Genomic DNA, 20,358 nt, shown 5'->3' on the forward strand with positions numbered 1-20,358 from the left:
CACCACAGCCCCGCCGACACCCCCCTGGTGCAGACCCTGCTCAAGTGCTACGAGCAGTACACCGGGCGGAAGGGAGAGTGCCTGGCCATCGGCGGCGGCACCTACGTCCACGATATCCCCGGCGGGGTGGCCTTCGGCTGCGCCATGCCCGGATTCAACGGCAATATGCACGGCGCTGACGAGCATACCTCCATCGCCGACCAGCTCACCGCCGCCAAGATCTTCGCCCAGGCCATCATCGATCTGTGCGGCTGAGCTGAGGGGGCGGCCTGTGGCCGCCTGACCTTCCCCCCACAGGGGGGAAGGTGGCACGGCGCAAGCCGTGACGGATGAGGGGGCGGGCGCAACAACCGTTTCGATTTACGCCCTGTTGCGGCGGGTGATTGATAATCGCCCCTACAGGCAGATCGTCGCGTCTCCGTAGGGGCGCGCAGTACGCGCCCATGGTTTCGTTTCCCGCCCCGTAACGAAGGACCCGCCGCAGATTGGTTTCATTCTGCGGCGGGCCCTTTTTCAGCGCTGATTTTTGCATTTTTGCCGTTTGTTTTTTCGGCATTCTGTGATATACTAGGGTGCTACGAAGATTTTACCGGAAAAAACCGGGAAAGCCATAAAGGAGTACGATATGATCACTGTTTCCGACCTGACCCTGGCCTACAGCGGCCAGCCCCTCTTTTCCCACGTGGATCTCCAGTTTGTCAAGGGCAACTGCTACGGCATCATCGGCGCCAACGGCGCCGGCAAGTCCACCTTTTTGAAGATTCTCTCCGGCGACCTGGAGGCCACCTCCGGCGAGGTGTCCATCCTGCCCAAGACCCGCATGTCGGTGCTCAAGCAGGACCAGAACGCCTACAACGCCTATAACGTCATGGACACCGTCATCATGGGTAACCAGCGGCTGTACGACATCGGCAAGGAGAAGGACGCCCTCTACGAGAAAGAGGAGATGACGGAAGAGGACGGCATCCGGGCCTGCGAGCTGGAGGAGGAGTTTGCCGAGCTGGGGGGCTGGGAGGCCGAGAGCGACGCCTCCCGCATCCTCCAGGGCCTGGGGGTGGGCACCGAGTTCCACCAGAGCTCCATGGAAACCCTGGACGCCCGGCTGAAGGTGAAGGTGCTGCTGGCCCAGGCCCTGTTCGGCAATCCGGACATCCTGCTGCTGGACGAGCCCACCAACAACCTGGACATCAACGCCGTCAACTGGCTGGAGGACTTCCTGTTGGACTTTGAGGGTACCGTCATCGTGGTGAGCCACGACCGCCACTTCCTCAACACCATCTGTACCCACATCGTGGACATCGACTACAACAAGATCAAGCTGTATGTGGGCAACTATGACTTCTGGTACGACGCCTCCCAGCTCATGCAGAACCTGATGAAAAACCAGAACAAGAAGAACGAGGAGAAGGCCCAGGAGCTGAAGGAATTCATCTCCCGGTTCTCCGCCAACAAGTCCAAGTCCAAGCAGGCCACCGCCCGGCGGAAGCTGCTGGAGAAGATCACCCTGGAGGAGATCCCCGCCTCCTCCCGCCGGTATCCCTGGGTAGCCTTCAATCCCGACCGGGAGGTGGGCAAGGACATCCTCTTTGTTACCGACGTGTCCAAGACCATTGACGGGGTGAAGGTGCTGGACAAGGTGAGCTTCATCGTGGGCCACGGGGACAAGATCGCCTTCGTGGGCGACAACGAGAACGCCCACACCGCCCTGTTCAAGATCCTCACCGGGGAGCTGGAGCCCGACGAGGGCACCGTCAAGTGGGGCCAGACCGCCACCTGCTCCTATTTCCCCAAGGACAACACCGAATTTTTCAAGGACTGCGACGACAACCTGGTGGAGTGGCTGCGCCAGTGGTCCTCCGACCCCCACGAGGCCTACCTCCGGGGCTTTTTGGGCCGGATGCTCTTCTCCGGGGACGAGGTGTACAAGCCCGTCAAGGTGCTCTCCGGCGGGGAGAAGGTGCGGTGCATGCTCTCCCGCATGATGCTGTCCGGGGCCAACGTGCTGCTGCTGGATCAGCCCACCAACCACCTGGACCTGGAGTCCATCGCCGCCCTGAACAACGGCCTGGAGGCCGTCAAGTGCAACGTGCTGGTGGCCTCCCACGACCATCAGCTCATCCAGACTGTCTGTAACCGGGTGTTCGACTTCACCGCCGACGGCCAGCTCATCGACCGGAAAATGACCTACGACGAGTACCTGGAGAGCCAGAAGGCGGAGTAAAGAGCGGAGAGTGGGGAGTGGAGATAGCCGCCTTGCGGGGGCCGTTTTCTGCCCGGGAACGGGGCCGGGATATCCGTGGGGGACTGTCGCAAAATAGAACCCAGCTGTCATTCTGAGCCCCAAAGGGGCGAAGAATCTTTCTGCGGCGGACAAACCGGCAGGAAAGATCCTTCGCTGCGCTCAGGATGACAAAATTGGGACCTGCTGCGTTATGTTGCAACAGGCCCGTCCTCCCGGCAGAGCTCCAGCGCCAGCTGACCCCCCAGCCGGAACCCCCGGGCAAAGGCCTCCGCCAGCTCAAATTCATTGACCCGGGCCTGCTTTTCCCAGACGTCGTTGGCAAAGTCCAGGCCGAAGGCGGCCTTCATCCGCTCGTAACAGGGTTCCAGTTCCGCTGCCGCCGCCCGCTGCTCCGGCCCCATCTGATCCGGGGCGGTTAAACTGCGTAGCGTTTCCAAAGTCATAAGACATCGCTCCTTACGGTGTTTTCATTCGTAGTATATACGAATGAAAACACCGTGTCAAGAGCAAAGAAAGGATTTGTCATGGAGTTTTGCCAGCGCCTTCGGGAGATCCGCAACGCCAAAGAGAAAAAACAGCGGGAGGTGGCGGAGTATTTGAATGTCAACATCCGCACCTACCAGCTGTACGAGGAGGGGAAAAACGAACCCTCCATCCAAAAGCTCATCGCCCTGGCCGACTACTTCCAGGTCACCCTGGACCAGCTGGTGGGCCGGGCGGATTGGTAGAAACGGGCCGGAAATTTGGTCAGACCGGCGGGCGGGTCTGGGACCCGCCCCTACGAATAAGGAGAGGGTACCCGGGCGGGGGCCCCGACGGCCCGGGCCGGGATGTCCCCGGCAAAAAGAAATCCGTGCCATTTCCGTCAAACTGTGCTATAATCAATATCTGTATTCTTCATCCGGAAAGGATGCTGTCTATGCGAAAAGAGATCCTTTTGCCCGTCGTTGCCGTCATCGGCGGCGGTGTGGGCTTCGGTCTGCGCCGGTGGGAGCTGGCCACCGCCTTTGAGGCGGACACCGGCCTGCCCATCGCCGGGGCCACGGCCACCACGGCCCTCATCCTCCTGTCGGTGGTGATGGCGGTGGCGCTGCTGGCCCTGAGCCGGGGCAGATACCCCGACTTCGGCGGCTGCGACGTGGCCTTCCGGGCCAAGGGCAACACCCTGTACGCCATGGCCGGAGTGCTCTCCGCCTTCCTGCTGCTGGGAGCGGGGGGTCTGGCCGGGCTGGAGTTTGTCCGGGCGGAGGAGCCCATGTACACCTACCTCATCGTGGGGGCCATGGCCATCGCCTCCGGGTTCTGCGTGCTGGCCACGGTGCGCAACCACTTCCGGGAGGCGGGGAAGGGCAGGTACAGCGCCGCCCTGCTGGTGCCCGCCTTCACCTACTGCGTGTGGCTTATCGCCGCCTATCAGGTCCGGGCGGGGGACCCGGTGCAGCTGGACTATGTGTATGAGCTCTTCGCCATCATCGCCGCTCTGCTGGCCTTCTACTTCATTGCCGGGTTCTCCTTTGAGAAGGGCAAGCCGGCAGTCACCGTCTTTTTCTCCCTGCTGGCGGTGTACTTCTCCCTTACCACCCTGGCCGACCAGCACAGCTGGTCCACCGTGCTGCTCTACTGCTTCACCATCCTCTATCTGCTGACCAACAGCGCCATTCTGCTGTACAATGCCGCCCGGCCTCTCCCCGCAAAGCCGGTCGAGAACGATACGGAGGGATCCTCTGATGTCTGAGAACAAGAAATTCTATATCACCACTCCCATCTACTACCCCAGCGACAAGCTCCACATCGGCCACACCTACTGCACCGTGGCCACTGACGCCATGGCCCGGTACAAGCGGCTCCAGGGCTACGACGTGATGTTCCTCACCGGCACCGACGAGCACGGCCAGAAGATCGAGGACAAGGCCAAGGAGGCCGGTGTGGACCCCAAGACCTTTGTGGACCGCATCGTGGACGGGCCCCAGGGGGTGAAGGACCTGTGGAAGCTGATGAACATCTCCAACGACCGGTTCATCCGCACCACCGACGACTACCACGTCTCCGCCATCCAGAAGATCTTCAAGGCCATGTACGACAAGGGGGACATCTACAAGGGCAAGTACGTGGGCAAGTACTGCAAGCCCTGTGAGTCCTTCTGGACCGAGTCCCAGCTGGTGGACGGCAAGTGCCCCGACTGCGGACGGGAGGTCCAGGACGCCGAGGAGGAGGCCTACTTCTTCCGCCTGTCCAAGTACGCCGACCGCATCCAGGACCTGCTGGAGAACACCGACTTCCTGGAGCCCCGCAGCCGGGTCAACGAGATGGTGAACAACTTCATCAAGCCCGGCCTGGAGGACCTGTGCGTCTCCCGCACCTCCTTCAAGTGGGGCATCCCCGTGGACTTCGATCCCGGCCACGTGGTGTACGTGTGGATCGACGCCCTGTTCAACTACACCACCGCCCTGGGCTTCATGAACGACCAGTACGACGATTATGACAAGTTCTGGCCCGCCGACGTCCACTTCATCGGCAAGGAGATCGTCCGCTTCCACTCCATCATCTGGCCCGCCATGCTCATGAGCATGGACATGCCCCTGCCCAAGAAGGTGTTCGGCCACGGCTGGCTGCTGCTGGACGGCGGCAAGATGAGCAAGTCCAAGGGCAACGTGGTGGACCCCTACCTGCTGGCCCAGCGGTACGGGGTGGACGCCCTGCGCTACTTCCTGCTGCGGGAGTTCCCCTTCGGTACCGACGGCAACTTCTCCAACGAGACCCTCATCAGCCGCATCAACACCGACCTGGCCAACGACCTGGGCAACCTGGTCAGCCGCACCACCGCCATGGTGGGCAAGTATTTCGGGCCCAATCTGCCCGCCTGCCCCGACGCCGACCCTGCCCAGGATGACGAGCTCATGGGCCTGGCAAAGGGCCTGCGGGACGCCTATGAGACCCAGATGGAGGGCTACGCCTTCCAGAACGCCCTGATGGAGGTGTTCAAGCTCATCGGCCGGGCCAACAAGTATATCGACGAGAACAAGCCCTGGCTGCTGGCCAAGGACGAGGCCCAGAAGGGCCGCCTGGTCCGGGTGCTGTACAACCTGCTGGAGTGCGTGCGCATCTCCGCCGTCCTCCTCACCCCCTTCATGCCCCAGACCTGCCAGAGCATTTTTGAGCAGATCGGCGCCGGGGCGGAGCTCCAGAGCTGGGACTCCGCCGGCCAGTGGGGCCTGCTGCCGGTGGACGCCCCGGTGGCCAAGGGGGCCGGCCTCTTTCCCCGTATCGATGTGGCCAAGGAGCTGGAGGAGCTGGCCGCCCTGGAGGAGGCCGCCAAGGCCGCCGCCGCGCCGGAGGAGGAAAAGGAGCCTGAGTATATCACCATCGACGACTTTAACAAGGTCCACTTTGTCACCGCCAAGATCCTGGCCTGTGAGGCGGTGAAGAAGAGCAAGAAGCTGCTCCGCTTCACCCTGGACTGCGGCGAGGGCAAGCCCCGGCAGATCCTCTCCGGTATCCACGAGTACTACGAGCCCGAGGAGCTGGTGGGCAAGACGGTAGTGGCCTGCACCAACCTGGCCCCCCGGAAGATGATGGGCCTGGAGTCCAACGGTATGCTCATCTCCGCCGTGAAGGAGGAGAGCGACGGTACCGAGAAGCTCCACCTCATCATGCTGGACGACAAGGTGCCCGCCGGCTACGGCCTTTGCTGAGCTGATCGAAAAAGTGGCTTGCCACTTTTTCGAGTTGGTTGCAGCCTGAGAAGCGTTTTCAGCCACGCACATATCGCGGCTGAAAACGGATTAGACTTTTTTCGCGTCTGCGGACGCGAACTCTGCAAGGCTGCTTTGCTGGCCTGACCGGGGCCTGCCGTGAATCACGCGGCAGGCCCCATTGTTTTCTCACGGGAAAGTGCGCCAAACTGCCGGCGGCATATTGGCAGTAACCTGAAAATGTGGTATGATAAACTCCGTTGAAAGGGGCGATAGAGCCCCATCAAAGAGAAAAGGGGAAGCTGTTATGACTGAGATTACCGCGCTGTTCCAGGCGCTGGAACGGGGCGAGCTGGACCAGACCCTGCGCACCCTGCGCTGCGGGGGAGAGGTCCAGGCTGCCCGTGCCAGAGTGACCGCCCTGGTGAAGGGCTTCCAGACCGCCTTCGGCAAGGGGGAGGACGCCCAGGTTGCCCTCCTGTCCGCCCCCGGCCGCACCGAGATCTGCGGCAATCACACCGACCACCAGCACGGCCGGGTGCTGGCCGCCGCCGTCAACCTGGACTTTTTGGCCTGCGCCGCCCCCAACGGCACCAACACCATTCGCTTCCAGTCCCAGGGCTGGCCCATGGTAGAGGTGACTCTGGACGGCAGCGGTCCCCGGGAGGACGAGAAGGAGAGCACTCCCGCCCTGGTCCGGGGCATGGCCGACCGCATCGCCGGCTTGGGCTACCCGGTGGCGGGCTTTGACGCCTACGCCGTCTCCGACGTGCTGCCCGGCTCCGGCCTGTCCTCCTCGGCGGCCTGCGAGGTGCTGCTGGGGGTCATCCTCAACCACCTGTTCTGCCAGGATGCCCTGGACGCCGTCACCATCGCCCAGATCGGCCAGTACGCCGAAAACGTCTACTTCGGCAAGCCCAGCGGCCTGATGGACCAGACCGCATCCTCGGTGGGGGGCGCGGTGGCCATCGATTTCGCCGACCCCGCCAAGCCGGTGGTGCGGCCCATGCAGGTGGACCTGAACGCCGCGGGCTACGCCCTGTGCATCATCGACTCGGGGGCCGACCACGCTGACCTCACCGCCGAGTACGCCGCCATCCCCCAGGACATGAAGGGCATTGCCGGTTGGTTTGGAAAAGAGGTACTGCGTCAGCTGACCCAGGCCGACGTGCTGGCCAACCTGCCCGCCCTGCGGAAGGAATTCGGGGACCGGGCGGTGCTGCGGGCCCTCCACTTCTTCGCCGACGACCAGCGGGTGGAGGCCGAAGCCAATGCTTTGGAGCAGGGGGACTTTGATACCTTCCTGGCTCTGGTGAAGGAGTCCGGCCGCTCCTCCTGGATGTACCTCCAGGATATCGTCCCCGCCGGGGCGGTGCGGGAGCAGGCCATGGCGGTGGCCCTGGCGGTGGCCGAGACCGCCTTGGCCGGCCGGGGGGCCTATCGGGTCCACGGCGGCGGCTTTGCAGGCACCATCCAGGTCTTTGTGCCCCTGGACATGCTGGACCAGTTCAAGGCCCAGGTGGAGCCCCTGCTGGGGGAGGGCAGCTGTCATGTGCTGTCCATCCGCCCCGTGGGCGGCGCCGTGGTCTGGGGTTAAGGAGGAGCAGTCATGGAGCGGAACGAAGCTATTTTTCAGCTGGTGACCTATGCCCTGCGCACCGGCCTCATCCAGCCCTGCGAGGAGCTGTGGGCGGTCAACGCCCTGCTGGCCCAGCTTAAGCTGGACAGCTATACGCCTCCTGTGGGGGAGGCTCCGGCGGACATCGACCTGCCGGCCGTCCTGGACGCCCTTACCGACGACGCCTATGAGCGGGGGGTGCTGGAGGAGAACTCCATCGTCTACCGGGACCTGTTTGACACCGGCCTGATGGGGGTGCTCACACCCCGGCCCGCTCAGGTCATCTACACCTTCCAGGCCCTCCGGGCGGAAAGCCCGGAACAGGCCACCGATTGGTACTACAAATTCAGCCAGGACACCAACTACATCCGCCGGGACCGCATCGCCAAGGACGTGCAGTGGAAGGCCGACACCGAGTACGGCGAGCTGGACGTGACCATCAACCTGTCCAAGCCGGAGAAGGACCCCAAGGCCATCGCCGCCGCCCGCAACCTGCCCGCCTCGGCCTATCCCCGCTGCCAGCTGTGCGCCGAGAACGAGGGGTACGCCGGTCGTGTGAACCACCCCGCCCGGCAGAACCACCGCGTTGTGCCCATCACCATCAATGGCTCTCCATGGTTCCTGCAGTACTCCCCCTATGTGTACTACAATGAGCACTGCATTTGCTTCAACCGGGAGCATACCCCCATGAAGATCGACCGGGCCTGCTTTGCCAAGCTGCTGGACTTTGTGGGCCAGTTCCCCCACTACTTCGTGGGCTCCAACGCCGACCTGCCCATCGTGGGCGGCTCTATCCTGGCCCACGACCACTTCCAGGGCGGCCGGTACACCTTCGCCATGGCCAAGGCCCCGGTGGAGACCCCCTTTACCTTCCCCGGCTTTGAGGACGTGCAGGCGGGCATCGTCAAGTGGCCTATGTCGGTGGTGCGCCTCACCGCCGCCGACCCGGCCCGGCTGGTGGAGCTGGCCGACAGGATCCTCACCGCCTGGCGGGGCTACACCGACGAGGCTGCCTTCATCTTTGCCCAGACCGACGGGGAGCCCCATAACACCATCACCCCCATTGCCCGCCGCCGGGGAGAGGACTACGAGCTGGACCTGGTGCTGCGCAACAACATCACCACCGAAGAGCACCCCCTGGGGGTCTACCATCCCCATGCCGAGCTCCACCACATCAAGAAGGAGAACATCGGCCTCATCGAGGTCATGGGCCTGGCGGTGCTCCCCGCCCGGCTGAAGACCGAGCTGGCCGCCGTGGCGGACAAGCTGGCCTCTGGCGATGACCTGACCGCCGACCCCCTCACCGCCGCCCACGCCCAGTGGGCCGAGGAATTTAAGGGCAAGTATGAGATCACCGCCGATAACGCCCTGGACATCGTGTACAAGGAGACAGGGCTGGTGTTCGCCAAGGTGCTGGAGCACGCCGGAGTGTACGCCCGCACCCCCGAAGGGAAGGAAGCCTTCCTCAAATTCCTGGGCACCATCTGACCCATTCCCCCAAAGCGCCTGCCGTCCGGCAGGCGCTTTTGTCCTGGCGGGGAAAATCGCTGGACTTGGCAGGGAAAAACGGGTAAAATATAAAGGATATTTTGCGCAAAGGAGAACCCTATGGATACCATCGTTGCCATCCTGGCCAGGGAACTGGGCCAGAAGGAGACCTATGTTCAGAATGTGGTGGAGCTCATCGACGAGGGCAACACCATTCCCTTTATCGCCCGCTACCGGAAGGAGCTCCACGGGGCCATGGACGACACCACCCTGCGTACCCTGGCCGACCGGCTGCAATATCTGCGCAACCTGGATAAGCGGCGTGAGGAGGTCAAGTCCGCCATTGAGGGTCAGGGCAAGCTCACCGAGGAGCTCTCCGCCGCCATCGACGCCGCCGCCACCCTGGCAGAGGTGGAGGACCTGTACCGGCCCTACAAGCAGAAGCGGCGCACCCGGGCCACCGTGGCCAAGGAGAAGGGGCTGGAGCCCCTGGCCGTTCTCCTCTTTGCCCAGGCCATGGACGGTCCCGCTCCGGAGGAGGCCGCCCAGGCTTACATCGACCCGGAGAAGGGGGTGGAAAATGCGGAGGAGGCCCTCCAGGGGGCCAACGATATCATCGCCGAGCAGATCTCTGACGACGCGGATATCCGCAAGCTGCTCCGGGAGTTGGTGTGGAAACGGGGCTATCTGGTGTCCGCCGCCGCGGCCAAGGAGCCGGACGACAGCGTGTACCGGCTGTACTACGACTTCAAATCCCCCCTGAACCGGCTCCAGGGCCATCAGGTACTGGCCATCAACCGGGGCGAGCGGGAGGATATTCTGAAGGTAGGGGTGGAAATGGACCGGGAGGCCGCCCTTGTGCCTGTGCGCCGCCGGGTGCTCCATCCTGGAGCTCCTGCCATGGCCTTTGTCCGGGCCGCCGCTGAGGACGCCTACGACCGTCTCATCTTTCCCTCAGTGGAGCGGGAGATGCGCAACCTGCTGACGGAAAACGCCAACGAGGGGGCCATCAAAATGTTTGGCCTCAACCTGAAGCCCCTGCTGATGCAGCCCCCGGTGAAGGGGTTTGTCACCATGGGCCTGGACCCGGGCTACCGCAACGGCTGCAAGGTGGCGGTGGTGGACGGTACCGGCAAGGTGCTGGATACGGCGGTGGTCTATCCCACCTTCAGCGAGAAGAAAAAGCAGGAGGCCATTGACCTGCTGTCCAAATTGATCCGCAAGCACGGCGTGGCCCACATCGCCATTGGCAACGGTACCGCCAGCCGGGAGACCGAGCAGATGGCGGTGGAGATGATCCGTAAACTGGGGGGCGGCGTCAGCTACATGATCGTGAACGAGGCGGGAGCCAGCGTGTACTCCGCCTCCAAGCTGGCCGCTGAGGAGTTCCCCGACTACGACGTGAACCTGAGAAGCGCCGTGTCCATCGCCCGGCGGCTCCAGGACCCCCTGGCGGAGCTGGTGAAGATCGACCCCAAATCCATCGGCGTGGGCCAGTACCAGCACGACATGCCCCAGGCCAGGCTGGACGAGACCCTGGGCGGGGTGGTGGAGGACTGCGTCAACGCCGTGGGGGTGGACCTGAACACCGCCTCCGCTCCGCTGCTGTCCTATGTGGCGGGGCTCAACAACACCACCGCCAAGAACATCGTCAAATTCCGGGAGGAAAACGGGGCCTTCACCACCCGGAAGGGGGTGCTGAAGGTGCCCAAGGTGGGCCCCAAGGCCTTTGAGCAGTGCGCCGGGTTCCTGCGGGTGCCCGAGAGCAAGAACGTGCTGGACCACACCGGGGTCCACCCGGAGAGCTATGAGGCGGCCCAGAAGCTGCTGGAGCTGTGCGGCTACACCCTGAAGGACGTGGCCGCCGGGGCCATTGGGGAGCTGGCCGGCCGGGTGGATGCCTATGGCAGAGAGAAGGCGGCCCAGGCCTGCGGGGTGGGCATGCCCACCCTGGAGGACATTGTGAAGGAGCTGCTCAAGCCCGGCCGGGACCCCCGGGACGAGCTGCCAAAGCCCATCCTGCGTACCGATGTGCTGGAGATGAAGGATCTGAAGCCGGGCATGGAGCTGACGGGTACCGTCCGCAATGTCATCGACTTCGGGGTCTTTGTGGACATCGGCGTCCACCAGGACGGGCTGGTCCACATCTCTCAGCTGCGGGAGGGCCGCCGGGTGCGCCACCCCAGCGAGGTGTGCACTGTAGGGGATATCGTCACCGTGTGGGTGCTGGAAGTGGACGAAAAGAAAAAGCGCATTTCCCTGACCATGAAAAAGCCCAAGGAGGGAGCGGTATGATCCTCAGCTTTGACGAAGTGGGCGATCTGCTGGATGAGCTGGCGGAGGAATTCCCGGAGGAATTTTACCGGGACCTGAACGGGGGGATCTCCCTGCTGCCCGAGGCTAAGGAGGACCCGGAGGGACAGGCGGGGGACCTGTACATCATGGGGGAGTACTGCAACGACATGATGGGGAAGTATATCAACCTGTACTATGGCTCCTTTGCCGCCCTGGCCCGACAGGAGGGCTGGACGGAGGAGGACTGGGAGGACGAGCTGTACACCACCCTGTCCCACGAGTTCACCCACCATGTGGAGGGCCTGGCCGGAGAGCGGGGCCTGGAGGCCCGGGACGAGCTGGAAATGGAGGAATACCGCCGGGAGGGACGGCTCTGACCGGTGCAAGGTGCATAAAAATAGCCGCTGTAGGAATTTGGCCTGTTACGGTGTGGGGATTTGTGGTATAATGGCGGCTGTTGATGGAATACGCAGGAGAAGGGACGGAGTTGGCAATGGACAGGATGGGATTTGACAATCAGAAGTATCTGGAGCTCCAGTCGGCGCATATTCGGGAGCGGATCAGCCAGTTCGACAACAAGCTCTACCTGGAGTTCGGCGGCAAGCTCTTTGACGACCACCACGCCTCCCGGGTGCTGCCGGGGTTCGAGCCGGACAGCAAGATCCGGATGCTCAAGGAGCTGCGGGACTCGGTGGAGGTGGTCATCGCCATCTGTGCCAACGACATTGAGAAGAACAAGGTCCGGGGCGACCTGGGCATCACCTACGACGTGGACGTGCTGCGGCTCATCGACGCCTTCCGGGGCCAGGGCCTGCTGGTGGGCAGCGTGGTCATCACCCAGTACGCCGGGCAGCCCGCCGCCGACGCTTTCCGCCGCAGGATGGAGCATCTGGGGGTCAAGACCTACCTGCACTACCCCATCGTGGGCTATCCCCACAATTTGCCCCTTATCGTCAGCGACGAGGGCTACGGCAAAAACGAGTATATCGAGACCGGCCGGCCTCTGGTGGTGGTCACCGCCCCCGGCCCGGGCAGCGGCAAGATGGCTGTGTGCCTGTCTCAGCTGTACCACGAGTACAAGCGGGGGGTAAAGGCGGGGTACGCCAAGTTTGAGACCTTCCCCATCTGGAATCTGCCCCTCCAGCATCCGGTGAACCTGGCCTACGAGGCGGCCACCGCCGATCTGGGGGACGTGAACATGATTGACCCCTTCCACCTGTCGGCTTATGGGGAAACCACCGTGAACTACAACCGGGACGTGGAGATCTTCCCCGTCCTCTCCGCCATGCTGGAGAAGATTATGGGGGAGTGCCCCTACAAGTCCCCCACCGACATGGGGGTGAACATGGCGGGCAAGTGCATCGTGGACGACGAGGCGGTGCAGGCCGCCGCCCGGCAGGAGATCGTCCGCCGCTACTATACCGCCCTGTGCGACCGCCGGGTGGGCAGCGCCGACGACGAGCTGGTATACAAGCTGGAGATGATCATGCAGCAGGCCCACGTGGACGTGTCCATCCGCCCGGTGGTGGCCGCCGCAGCCCAGGTGGCCGAGGAGACCGGCAACCCCGCCGGGGCCATCCAGCTGCCCGATGGCCAGGTGGTTACCGGCAAGACCACCGATCTGATGGGCCCCTCCTCCTCCACTTTGCTCAACGCCCTGAAGGCCCTGGCGGGCATCGATCACCGGCACCACCTGATCTCCCGGGAGGCTCTGGAGCCCATCCAGCAGGTGAAGGTCCATCACCTGGGATCGGTGAATCCCCGGCTCCACTCCGACGAGATCCTCATTGCCCTGGCCATTTCGGCCACCACCAATCCCCTGGCCCGGGAGGCCCTGGATCAGCTCTCCGCGCTCCGGGGGTGCGAGGCCCACTCCACCGTCATCCTTTCCCCGGTGGACTCGGGCACCTACAGCCGCCTGGGCCTCCGCCTCACCTGCGAGCCCCAGTATGAGACCAACAAGCTGTACCATAAAAAATAAACCATGGACATAAAAAATGACCGCCATTGGCGGTCATTTTTTATGATCAAAAGCAGGGGTCAGTCCTGGGCCAGTTCAAAGCCCATGGTCTCACCATCCTGGGTCAGGGTGAGAGAGGTGCCGATCAGTTCTCCGGCCAGCTCCTCCCCCTCGCTGGTGAGGGTCAGATCGGTACCGTCCAGGGTCCAGGTACCTTCCACCGTTTCGGAGACACCATCGGTGTACATGTCCAGCTGGAAGACGCCGTCGTCCAGCAGATTCAGGGTGATGAGAAACTCCTCGTCGGACAGTGCGCTCAGCGTGTCTATATCGTAGCGGTCTCCATCCATCTCCATCCAGGTCAGGCGGTAGGAGGAGCCCAGGCTGTTGTCGGCGCTGAGCGGGTCATCCACGGCGGAGCCGCTCCCCTGAGCGGCCTCCAGGGCCTCCTGGGGAATGGTAAACTCAGTGGCGTTGCCAAAGTTGTAGCAGTCCATGGTGATAGTCAGCTGGTCCACGGTCATCATCCCGCTGAGGTTGGCCTCTCCCGACTCCACAGCGGCGGCCATGGTTTTTTCCAGGATGGACTGCATCATCTTGGTCATGACCAGATAGTAGCGCACCGGATAGCCGGTCTCCCGGTCCACACAAACGGTGATGGGCAGGTCCCCCAGGTCGCTGTACAGATCGGCCAGGTCCAGTTCCCCGGAGATCGACTCCACGCTCTGAGTGGCGGCGCTGCTGGCCAGCACCTTCTCCAGCGCCTCTCCCCGGATGACGCCGGTGTATTTGTCGGCGGTGGAGCCGTTGATCTTCTCGCTGCCCGCCAGGGTAAAGTCCTCCCCGCACTCCAGGTAGAGGCTCATGCTCTCCTGGGCGTCATACTGCTGCAAATCGCCCAGGTCCATGGTTTCCACCGTCCAGCCGGTGCCGTCGTACAAATAGGTGCTGCACATTTCTCCGTCCTGCTGGGCATAAATGCTCATGGATACGGAACCCATAGCTCCCATGTTCATGGTCATGTCAGCCTTTAGCTTCACAGGATCATTGAAGCAGGACATATTCATCGTGGTATCGGCCTCAATGCTCTGACCCATGACCGACATATCCATTTCCATGAACATGACGGCGTCCATGCTCTCCACGGCGTCGATTTTTTCCAGGGCGGCCTGAATGGCGGCGGTGGGGTCCTGGTTGGCGCCGTTTCCGCAGGCGGCCAGGGAGACCGTCATCGCGGCGGCCAGCAGAAGGGCCGCGGTCCGTCGGTTGCTGTTCATTTCATTGCCTCCTTTTCAGGTCTGATACAGGTTCGGATGTTTGACTGGGGAAAAAGGGGCCTGTTGCAACAGGTTGCAGCAGGCCCCGGTTTTGCCATCCCAAGCGGGAGCAAAGATCTGTTTTACCGGAGTGGAAGGAACAGATCCTTCGCCCCCCTGGGGCTCAGGATGACAGTGTGATTGGATTGTGATGGAGTTAGTTGGCCTCGTCCTGCATGGCCTTGGCGGCCTCGATGGCCTTCTCCTGGGCGGCAGGAGGCGCGTCCTCGTAGCGGATGAAGTGGAAGGTGAAGGAGCCGCGACCCTGGGTCATGGAGCGCAGGTCAATGGCGTAACGGCCCATTTCGGCCATAGGCACCTCGGCCTCCACCACCTGGTTGCCATCGCCGTCAGGGTTCATGCCCATGATACGGCCCCGGCGCTTGTTCAGGTCGCCGATGACGTCGCCCATATAGCTGTCGGGGATGGTGACCTTCAGCTCGCCGATGGGCTCCAGCAGCACGGGGCTGGCCTGGGGCATACCGGCCTTGTAGGCCAGCTGCACGGCGGTCTTGAAGGCCATTTCGGAGGAGTCCACCGGGTGGTAGGAGCCGTCATACAAGGTGGCCTTCAGATACACTACGGGATAGCCCGCCAGCACGCCGTGGACCACGGCCTCCCGCAGGCCCTTTTCAACGGCGGGGAAGTAGTTCTTGGGCACGGCGCCGCCCACGACCTCCTCGCAGAACTGGAGTTCCTCGGTGTCGCCGGGCTCAAAGCGCATCCACACGTCACCGAACTGGCCGTGACCGCCGGTCTGCTTCTTGTGGCGGCCCTGGACCTCCACCTTCTTGCGGATCTTTTCCCGGTAGGCCACACGGGGCTCAGACAGCTCGGCGTCCACGCCGAAGCGGCTCTTCAGCCGGGACAGGATCACGTCCATCTGCATATCGCCGGTACCGGAGACCACCATCTGGTGGGTCTCGGCGTTGTTCACCCAGTTGAAGGTCACGTCCTCCTCGTTCAGGCGGATGAGGCCGGCGGCCACCTTGTCCTCCTGGCCCTTGGTTTTGGGAGTAATGGCCACAGAGTAGCAGGGCTCGGGGAAGGGGATGTCCTCGATCTTGACCACCTTCCGGGGATCGGAGAGGGTATCGCCGGTCTTGACCTTATCCATCTTGCCGATGGCGCCAATGTCGCCGCACTCCAGCTCCTTGACCTCTTCGGCCTTCTTGCCCTTCATGACATACAGCCGGCCCAGCTTCTCGGTGGCGCCGGTGCGGGCGTTGACCAGCTGCATATCGGGCTTCAGGTTGCCGGAGAGCACTTTTACAAAGGAATATTTTCCGTACTGGTCGGACACGGTCTTCCATACCAGGGCGCAGGGCAGCGCGCCGGGGAAGGGGACGAACTCGTCCAGCTCGCCCTTTTCGTTCTCGCCCATGAGGGGCTGGCCCTCCAGGGGAGAGGGGAGCAACTCCACGATGATGTCCAGCAGCATACGGGTGCCCAGGCCGGTGACGGCGGAGCCGCACACCACGGGGAAGAGGGACAGATCCTTCACGCCCTGGCGCAGGCCCTGGATCATCTCGGCGTAGGTGAAGTCCTCGCCGGAGAAATACTTCTCCATCAGCTCCTCGCTGGTCTCGGCCACAGACTCCTTCAGGGCGTCGTACAGCTCATCCAGCACGGGCAGCTTGTCCTCGGGTACCTCGATCTCGATGCGCTCCCCCTTGGGGCCGGGCTTGAAGGCACGCTTATGGAGCACGTCGATAAAGCCGATGACCTTCTTGTCGGCGTCCCAGATGGGGGCCACGGCGGGGGCGATGTTCTTGCCGAAGCGCTCCCGCAGAGTGTCGAAGGCGGCGTTGTAGTCGGAATTCTCCTCATCGGTCTTGGAGATGTAGAGGATCCGGGGGAGCTTGCGCTGCTGGCACAGCTTCCAGGCCTTCTCGGCGCCCACGCTCATGCCGGCCTTGGCGGAGCAGACGATGATGGCGGCGTCGGACACCTGGAGGGCCTCGATGGCCTCGCCGGTGAAGTCGAAGTAGCCCGGAGTGTCCAGCACGTTGATCTTACAGCCGTTGTACTCGATGGGAGCCACCGCCGTGGAGATGGAAATCTGGCGGCGGGTCTCCTCAGGATCATAATCACAAACGGTGTTGCCGTCGGCGGGATTGCCCAGCCGGGGGGTGCCACCGGTCAAATACAGCATGCTTTCCGCCAGGGAGGTCTTTCCGTTACCACCGTGACCCAGCAGACAGACATTGCGGATATTTTGTACGGAATAGCTCATATCTAGTTTCCTCTCCTTACATTTGGAATCGCCGGGCAGTATCAGAACTGCTGTTGTCCATTATACATGAAACTGCCGGCAGTTACAACAGAAATTTTAGAAAAACCGCGCAAACGCCCTGGTAAAGAAAAAAGACCGCCCACAAACGTGGACAGTCTCTTGCTGACAGGGCCTATGGGGCGATGACTGCGCCGTCAAAGGAGACGGTGTAGGAGGTGCAGCTGGCCACGCCGTCGGGGCCGGGAGTGATCTCCTCCAGCTGGCACAGCCAGCCGGAGCCGTCGGCGGCGAGACCCACGCAGGTGATGGTGCGGGTGGTGCCGTCGGCGTCGGTGGGGCCGGTGAGCGTTCCGCTGCTGTCCCCGGTCAGCAGGTCCTCCGGCCAGCCCAGATACCGGGCCAGGGCCAGGGCGGCCTCCGCCTGAGTGATGGCACCCGCCGGCGGAGTGGGCAGGGGGGTGGCCTCCGGGCTCTCCCCAATGGCAATGTCGCCGCCCACGGCGTAGGGCTCGATGTTGGCCCGGGCCACAGACCCGGCCTCTTCGCCGGCGGCGGGCTGGGTGACGGCCACGCCGGCGGTGCCGGAGGTCAGGGCCCCGTCGGAGAGCCGGCTCATGGCGGTATAGCCCGCCACCACCAGGGCGGCCACCGCCGCCAGGGAGGCCAGGCTCTGCCACCGCCACTGGCGCTTTTTGCTCTGGAAGGGGGTGACCTTGGAGGCGTGGATCCGCTCCATCACGTCCTCCTTCAGCCCGGCGGGGGGCTGGGCCGCCAGCAGGGGCAGCTCGTCGTGGAGGACGGCCAGGTCGTCCGCGAGGGCCCGGCATGCCGGACATACCGACAGATGTTCCTCCAGCGCGGCGGCGTCCTCCGGCCCCAGGGGGCCGTCCAGTCTGGCGCTCAGCAGCTCCAGGGTCTGATCACAGTTCAGCATATCGTTCCCTCCTCTCTGGGGATCTCTTCCCCTTTGTTCAGTCTTTGGACGAGGGCGAATCGAAAAAGTTCCCAGTACCCAACAAATATTTCCGCAGGGCCAGCCGGGCCCGGGCGATGCGGGATTTCACCGTGCCCTCCTCCAGGGCCAGCAGCTGGGCGATTTCCCCGTAGGACAGCCCCTCCAGCTCCCGTAGGATGAGCACCCGCCGGTGCTCGGAGGACAGGGTGCTCAGCCCCGCCCGCAGCATGGCCTGCCGTTCCCGGCGCTCGGCCTCCTGGTGGGGGGAGAAACGCTCGTCGGGTAGTTCGGCCTGACGGGCCTCCTCCTCATCGTCCAGGGAGAGGGTCATGGACAGGGCGCTGCGCCGCTTCTCCTTTCGGAGAAAATCGATGCACACGTTGCTGGTCAGCCGGTAGAGCCAGGTGGCAAAGGAGCTGTCCCCCTGGAATTTCCCCAGGCCCTTCCAGGCGTTGAGAAAGGCCTCCTGGCATAGCTCCGCCGCGTCGTCCGGATTGTTCACCATCCGCAGGGCCAGATTGTAGATCCGCCCCTGATTCTGCTCCACCAGCTCCCCGAAGGCGGACTCATCCCCCTGCCGGGCCCGCTGTACCAGCTCCCATTCCGGTCTCATGCCTATCTCACCTGCCTTTTGCTTTGCGGCCGTCCTGTATGGCGGCCCTATTGTCTGGGATCATCCCTCAGGTCCCGCTTGATGCCGGCGGTCACCTTGTAGATGTCCTCCAGGGTGGACACGTGGCTGATCTGCTCCTTGTAGTACCCGGCGTGGGGGACTCCCTTCAGGTACCAGGCGTAGTGCTTCCGGGCCTCCAGACAGGCGATGTGCTCCCCCTTCTGGGCGGCGGAGAGGGTAAATTGCCGTACCGCCGTGTCGCACCGCTCCGCCAGCGGGGGCAGGGGCGGGATCTCCCGCCCCTCCAGGGCGGCCTGGGCCCGCTGGAACAGCCAGGGGTTGCCAAAGCACCCCCGGCCGATCATGGCCATGTCCGCCCCGGTGTACTTCAGGATGCGCACTGCGTCCCGGGGCTCAAAAATATCCCCGTTGGCGATGACCGGAATGGACACGGCCTCCTTCACCGCCCGAATGTAGTCCCAGTTGGCGGTACCGGAGTACATCTGGGTCTTGGTGCGGCCGTGGACCGCCACGGCGGCCACCCCGGCCCCCTCCATGGCTTTGGCGAACTCCACGCAGTTAATGGAGCCCTTGTCCCAGCCCAGGCGGAATTTCACCGTTACCGGCCGGCCGCCTGCCCCACGGATCACCGCCTCGGCCACCTTGACCGCCAGGTCGGGGTTTTTCATCAGGCCGGAGCCGTCGCCGGAGTTGGCCACCTTGGGCACCGGGCAGCCCATGTTGATGTCGATGATATCCGCCCCGGACACCTCCGCCGCGATGCCGGCGGCCTGCTCCATGCAGGCCGGATCGCTGCCGAAGAGCTGGGCGGCGGCGGGGTGCTCCCCATCCCCCAGCTTCAGCAGGGGGATGGACTTTTTGTCCTGGTAGCACAGGGCCTTGGCGCTCACCATTTCGGTGACGGTGTAGCCCGCTCCCAGCTCCCGGCAGATGGTGCGGAAGCCCAGGTCGGTCACTCCGGCCATGGGAGCCAGGGCCAGTAATGAATTTATGGTAATATTGCCAATTTTCACGAGGTCCCCCAATGTGTTATAAATGATGGCGTAACAAGGGTATCATACCACAGGACAGGAGAATGGGCAAGGCTGTTCGGCTGCCGCCGCCTGGCCCTGTTGGACCCAAAATAGAAAAGGAGTAAATGAATATGGATAAGTATGTATGCGATATCTGCGGTTACATCTATGATCCCGCCAACGGGGATCCTGACAATGGCGTGGCCGCCGGCACTCCCTGGGAGCAGGTGCCTGACAGCTGGGTCTGCCCCCTGTGCGGCGTGGGTAAGGACCAGTTCTCCAAGGAGTAAGATTACCGTATAAAAATCCGCTCTGTGTATGGATTTTCCGGCACAGGGCGGATTTTTTTCGCCCGTGGACCCCATTGACAGGCCTATGGAGGGCCGATATAATGGCCTCGACAAATCTCACAAAAAAGTCTTGGAAGGGAGGCCCTGCTTTGGAACTGCTGTTAGCCCCCCTGGTGGGGGACGCCTCGCCGGTGACCGTCATCGGCCTGTGCAAGAACGCGGGCAAGACCACCGCCATGCGCCGGCTCATGGCTGAGTTGGGGGAGGAGCGGTTGGCCCTTACCTCGGTGGGCCGGGACGGGGAACGCACCGACCTGGTCACCGGTACGGAGAAGCCCGACCTGTACCTGAAGGAAGGGGATCTGTTTGCCACCGCCCGGGGGATGCTCACCCTGTGCGACGCTACCCTGGAGGTGGTGGACCTCACCGACGTGATGACCCCCCTGGGGCCGGTGGCGATCTTCCGCACCTTGTCCGATGGCTATGTCCAGCTGGCGGGGCCCTCCGCCGCCGGGCAGCTGGGGCCCCTCACTGCCCGCTTCATGGAGCTGGGCGTCCAGCGGGTGCTCATCGATGGGGCGGCGGGCCGGAAATCCCTGGCGGGAGCCGGGGTGGAGGG

16 protein-coding genes and 2 pseudogenes are annotated in these 20,358 nt (G+C 63.3%); 12 read left to right on the forward strand and 6 right to left on the reverse strand.

Features of this window, described 5'->3' with window-relative positions; translation table 11 throughout:
* Both H6B51_RS11930 and H6B51_RS11935 read left to right on the forward strand, forming a co-directional pair.
* Positions 1–255, forward strand: a pseudogene (locus H6B51_RS11930) (peptidase M20); the annotation flags it as partial.
* A 370-nt stretch (positions 256–625) separates the two neighbouring features.
* Complete coding sequence (locus H6B51_RS11935; protein ID WP_204883905.1) at positions 626–2,221, forward strand: ABC-F family ATP-binding cassette domain-containing protein; 1,596 nt, start codon at positions 626–628, stop codon at positions 2,219–2,221.
* 209 nt (positions 2,222–2,430) lie between these two features.
* On the opposite strand, the gene H6B51_RS11940 is transcribed toward H6B51_RS11935, so the two are convergent.
* Positions 2,431–2,685: a hypothetical protein gene (locus H6B51_RS11940; RefSeq protein ID WP_204883906.1), complete on the reverse strand. Its 255-nt coding sequence runs from the start codon at positions 2,683–2,685 to the stop codon at positions 2,431–2,433.
* 81 nt (positions 2,686–2,766) lie between these two features.
* On the opposite strand from H6B51_RS11940, the gene H6B51_RS11945 reads away from it, so the two are divergent.
* From H6B51_RS11945 to H6B51_RS11980, 8 genes are all read left to right on the forward strand, one after another.
* Positions 2,767–2,970 carry a helix-turn-helix domain-containing protein gene (locus H6B51_RS11945; RefSeq protein WP_204883907.1) on the forward strand — a complete coding sequence of 68 codons (204 nt, stop codon included), beginning with the start codon at positions 2,767–2,769 and terminating at the stop codon, positions 2,968–2,970.
* A 191-nt stretch (positions 2,971–3,161) separates the two neighbouring features.
* A complete protein-coding gene (locus H6B51_RS11950) occupies positions 3,162–3,977 on the forward strand; it encodes a hypothetical protein (RefSeq protein WP_204883908.1) in 816 nt (271 codons plus the stop codon).
* Complete coding sequence (metG, locus tag H6B51_RS11955; protein ID WP_204883909.1) at positions 3,970–5,934, forward strand: methionine--tRNA ligase; 1,965 nt, start codon at positions 3,970–3,972, stop codon at positions 5,932–5,934. The genes H6B51_RS11950 and metG overlap by 8 nt, the downstream gene beginning before the upstream one ends.
* A gap of 307 nt (positions 5,935–6,241) precedes the next feature.
* Entirely contained in the window at positions 6,242–7,531 is a 1,290-nt protein-coding gene (locus tag H6B51_RS11960; protein ID WP_204883910.1) for a galactokinase, read from the forward strand.
* A 12-nt stretch (positions 7,532–7,543) separates the two neighbouring features.
* Positions 7,544–9,040: a UDP-glucose--hexose-1-phosphate uridylyltransferase gene (gene galT, locus H6B51_RS11965; protein WP_204883911.1), complete on the forward strand. Its 1,497-nt coding sequence runs from the start codon at positions 7,544–7,546 to the stop codon at positions 9,038–9,040.
* A 120-nt stretch (positions 9,041–9,160) separates the two neighbouring features.
* Complete coding sequence (locus tag H6B51_RS11970; protein ID WP_204883912.1) at positions 9,161–11,335, forward strand: Tex family protein; 2,175 nt, start codon at positions 9,161–9,163, stop codon at positions 11,333–11,335.
* Positions 11,332–11,712, forward strand: a complete 381-nt coding sequence (locus H6B51_RS11975; protein WP_204883913.1) for a metallopeptidase family protein — start codon at positions 11,332–11,334, stop codon at positions 11,710–11,712. Before H6B51_RS11970 ends, H6B51_RS11975 begins: the two co-directional genes overlap by 4 nt.
* 116 nt (positions 11,713–11,828) lie before the next feature.
* Positions 11,829–13,316 carry a DUF1846 domain-containing protein gene (locus H6B51_RS11980; protein WP_204883920.1) on the forward strand — a complete coding sequence of 496 codons (1,488 nt, stop codon included), beginning with the start codon at positions 11,829–11,831 and terminating at the stop codon, positions 13,314–13,316.
* Between the two features lie 59 nt (positions 13,317–13,375).
* On the opposite strand, the gene H6B51_RS11985 is transcribed toward H6B51_RS11980, so the two are convergent.
* The 5 genes from H6B51_RS11985 to dusB all read right to left on the reverse strand — a co-directional run bounded on the left by H6B51_RS11985 (position 13,376) and on the right by dusB (position 19,449).
* The gene (locus tag H6B51_RS11985) at positions 13,376–14,572 is read right to left on the reverse strand and encodes a DUF6612 family protein (RefSeq protein WP_204883914.1); all 1,197 of its coding nucleotides are present in this window, start codon (positions 14,570–14,572) and stop codon (positions 13,376–13,378) included.
* A 196-nt stretch (positions 14,573–14,768) separates the two neighbouring features.
* Positions 14,769–16,847 carry an elongation factor G gene (locus tag H6B51_RS11990; RefSeq protein WP_204883915.1) on the reverse strand — a complete coding sequence of 693 codons (2,079 nt, stop codon included), beginning with the start codon at positions 16,845–16,847 and terminating at the stop codon, positions 14,769–14,771.
* A 172-nt stretch (positions 16,848–17,019) separates the two neighbouring features.
* Positions 17,020–17,781 (reverse strand): anti-sigma factor family protein, encoded by a 762-nt coding sequence (locus H6B51_RS11995; protein WP_204883916.1) that lies wholly within the window; start codon positions 17,779–17,781, stop codon positions 17,020–17,022.
* Positions 17,782–17,818: 37 nt separating this feature from the next.
* Positions 17,819–18,415 carry an RNA polymerase sigma factor gene (locus tag H6B51_RS12000; protein WP_204883917.1) on the reverse strand — a complete coding sequence of 199 codons (597 nt, stop codon included), beginning with the start codon at positions 18,413–18,415 and terminating at the stop codon, positions 17,819–17,821.
* Positions 18,416–18,462: 47 nt separating this feature from the next.
* Complete coding sequence (gene dusB / locus H6B51_RS12005) at positions 18,463–19,449, reverse strand: tRNA dihydrouridine synthase DusB (RefSeq protein WP_204883918.1); 987 nt, start codon at positions 19,447–19,449, stop codon at positions 18,463–18,465.
* A 131-nt stretch (positions 19,450–19,580) separates the two neighbouring features.
* Between dusB and rd the strand changes: the two genes are divergently transcribed.
* Both rd and H6B51_RS12015 read left to right on the forward strand, forming a co-directional pair.
* A complete protein-coding gene (gene rd, locus H6B51_RS12010; RefSeq protein ID WP_275967535.1) occupies positions 19,581–19,739 on the forward strand; it encodes a rubredoxin in 159 nt (52 codons plus the stop codon).
* A 149-nt stretch (positions 19,740–19,888) separates the two neighbouring features.
* Positions 19,889–20,358, forward strand: a pseudogene (locus H6B51_RS12015) (KamB family protein); the annotation flags it as partial.

It is taken from the genome of Pseudoflavonifractor phocaeensis, assembly GCF_016901955.1.
Classification (GTDB): Bacteria; Bacillota; Clostridia; order Oscillospirales; family Oscillospiraceae; genus Flavonifractor; species Flavonifractor phocaeensis_A.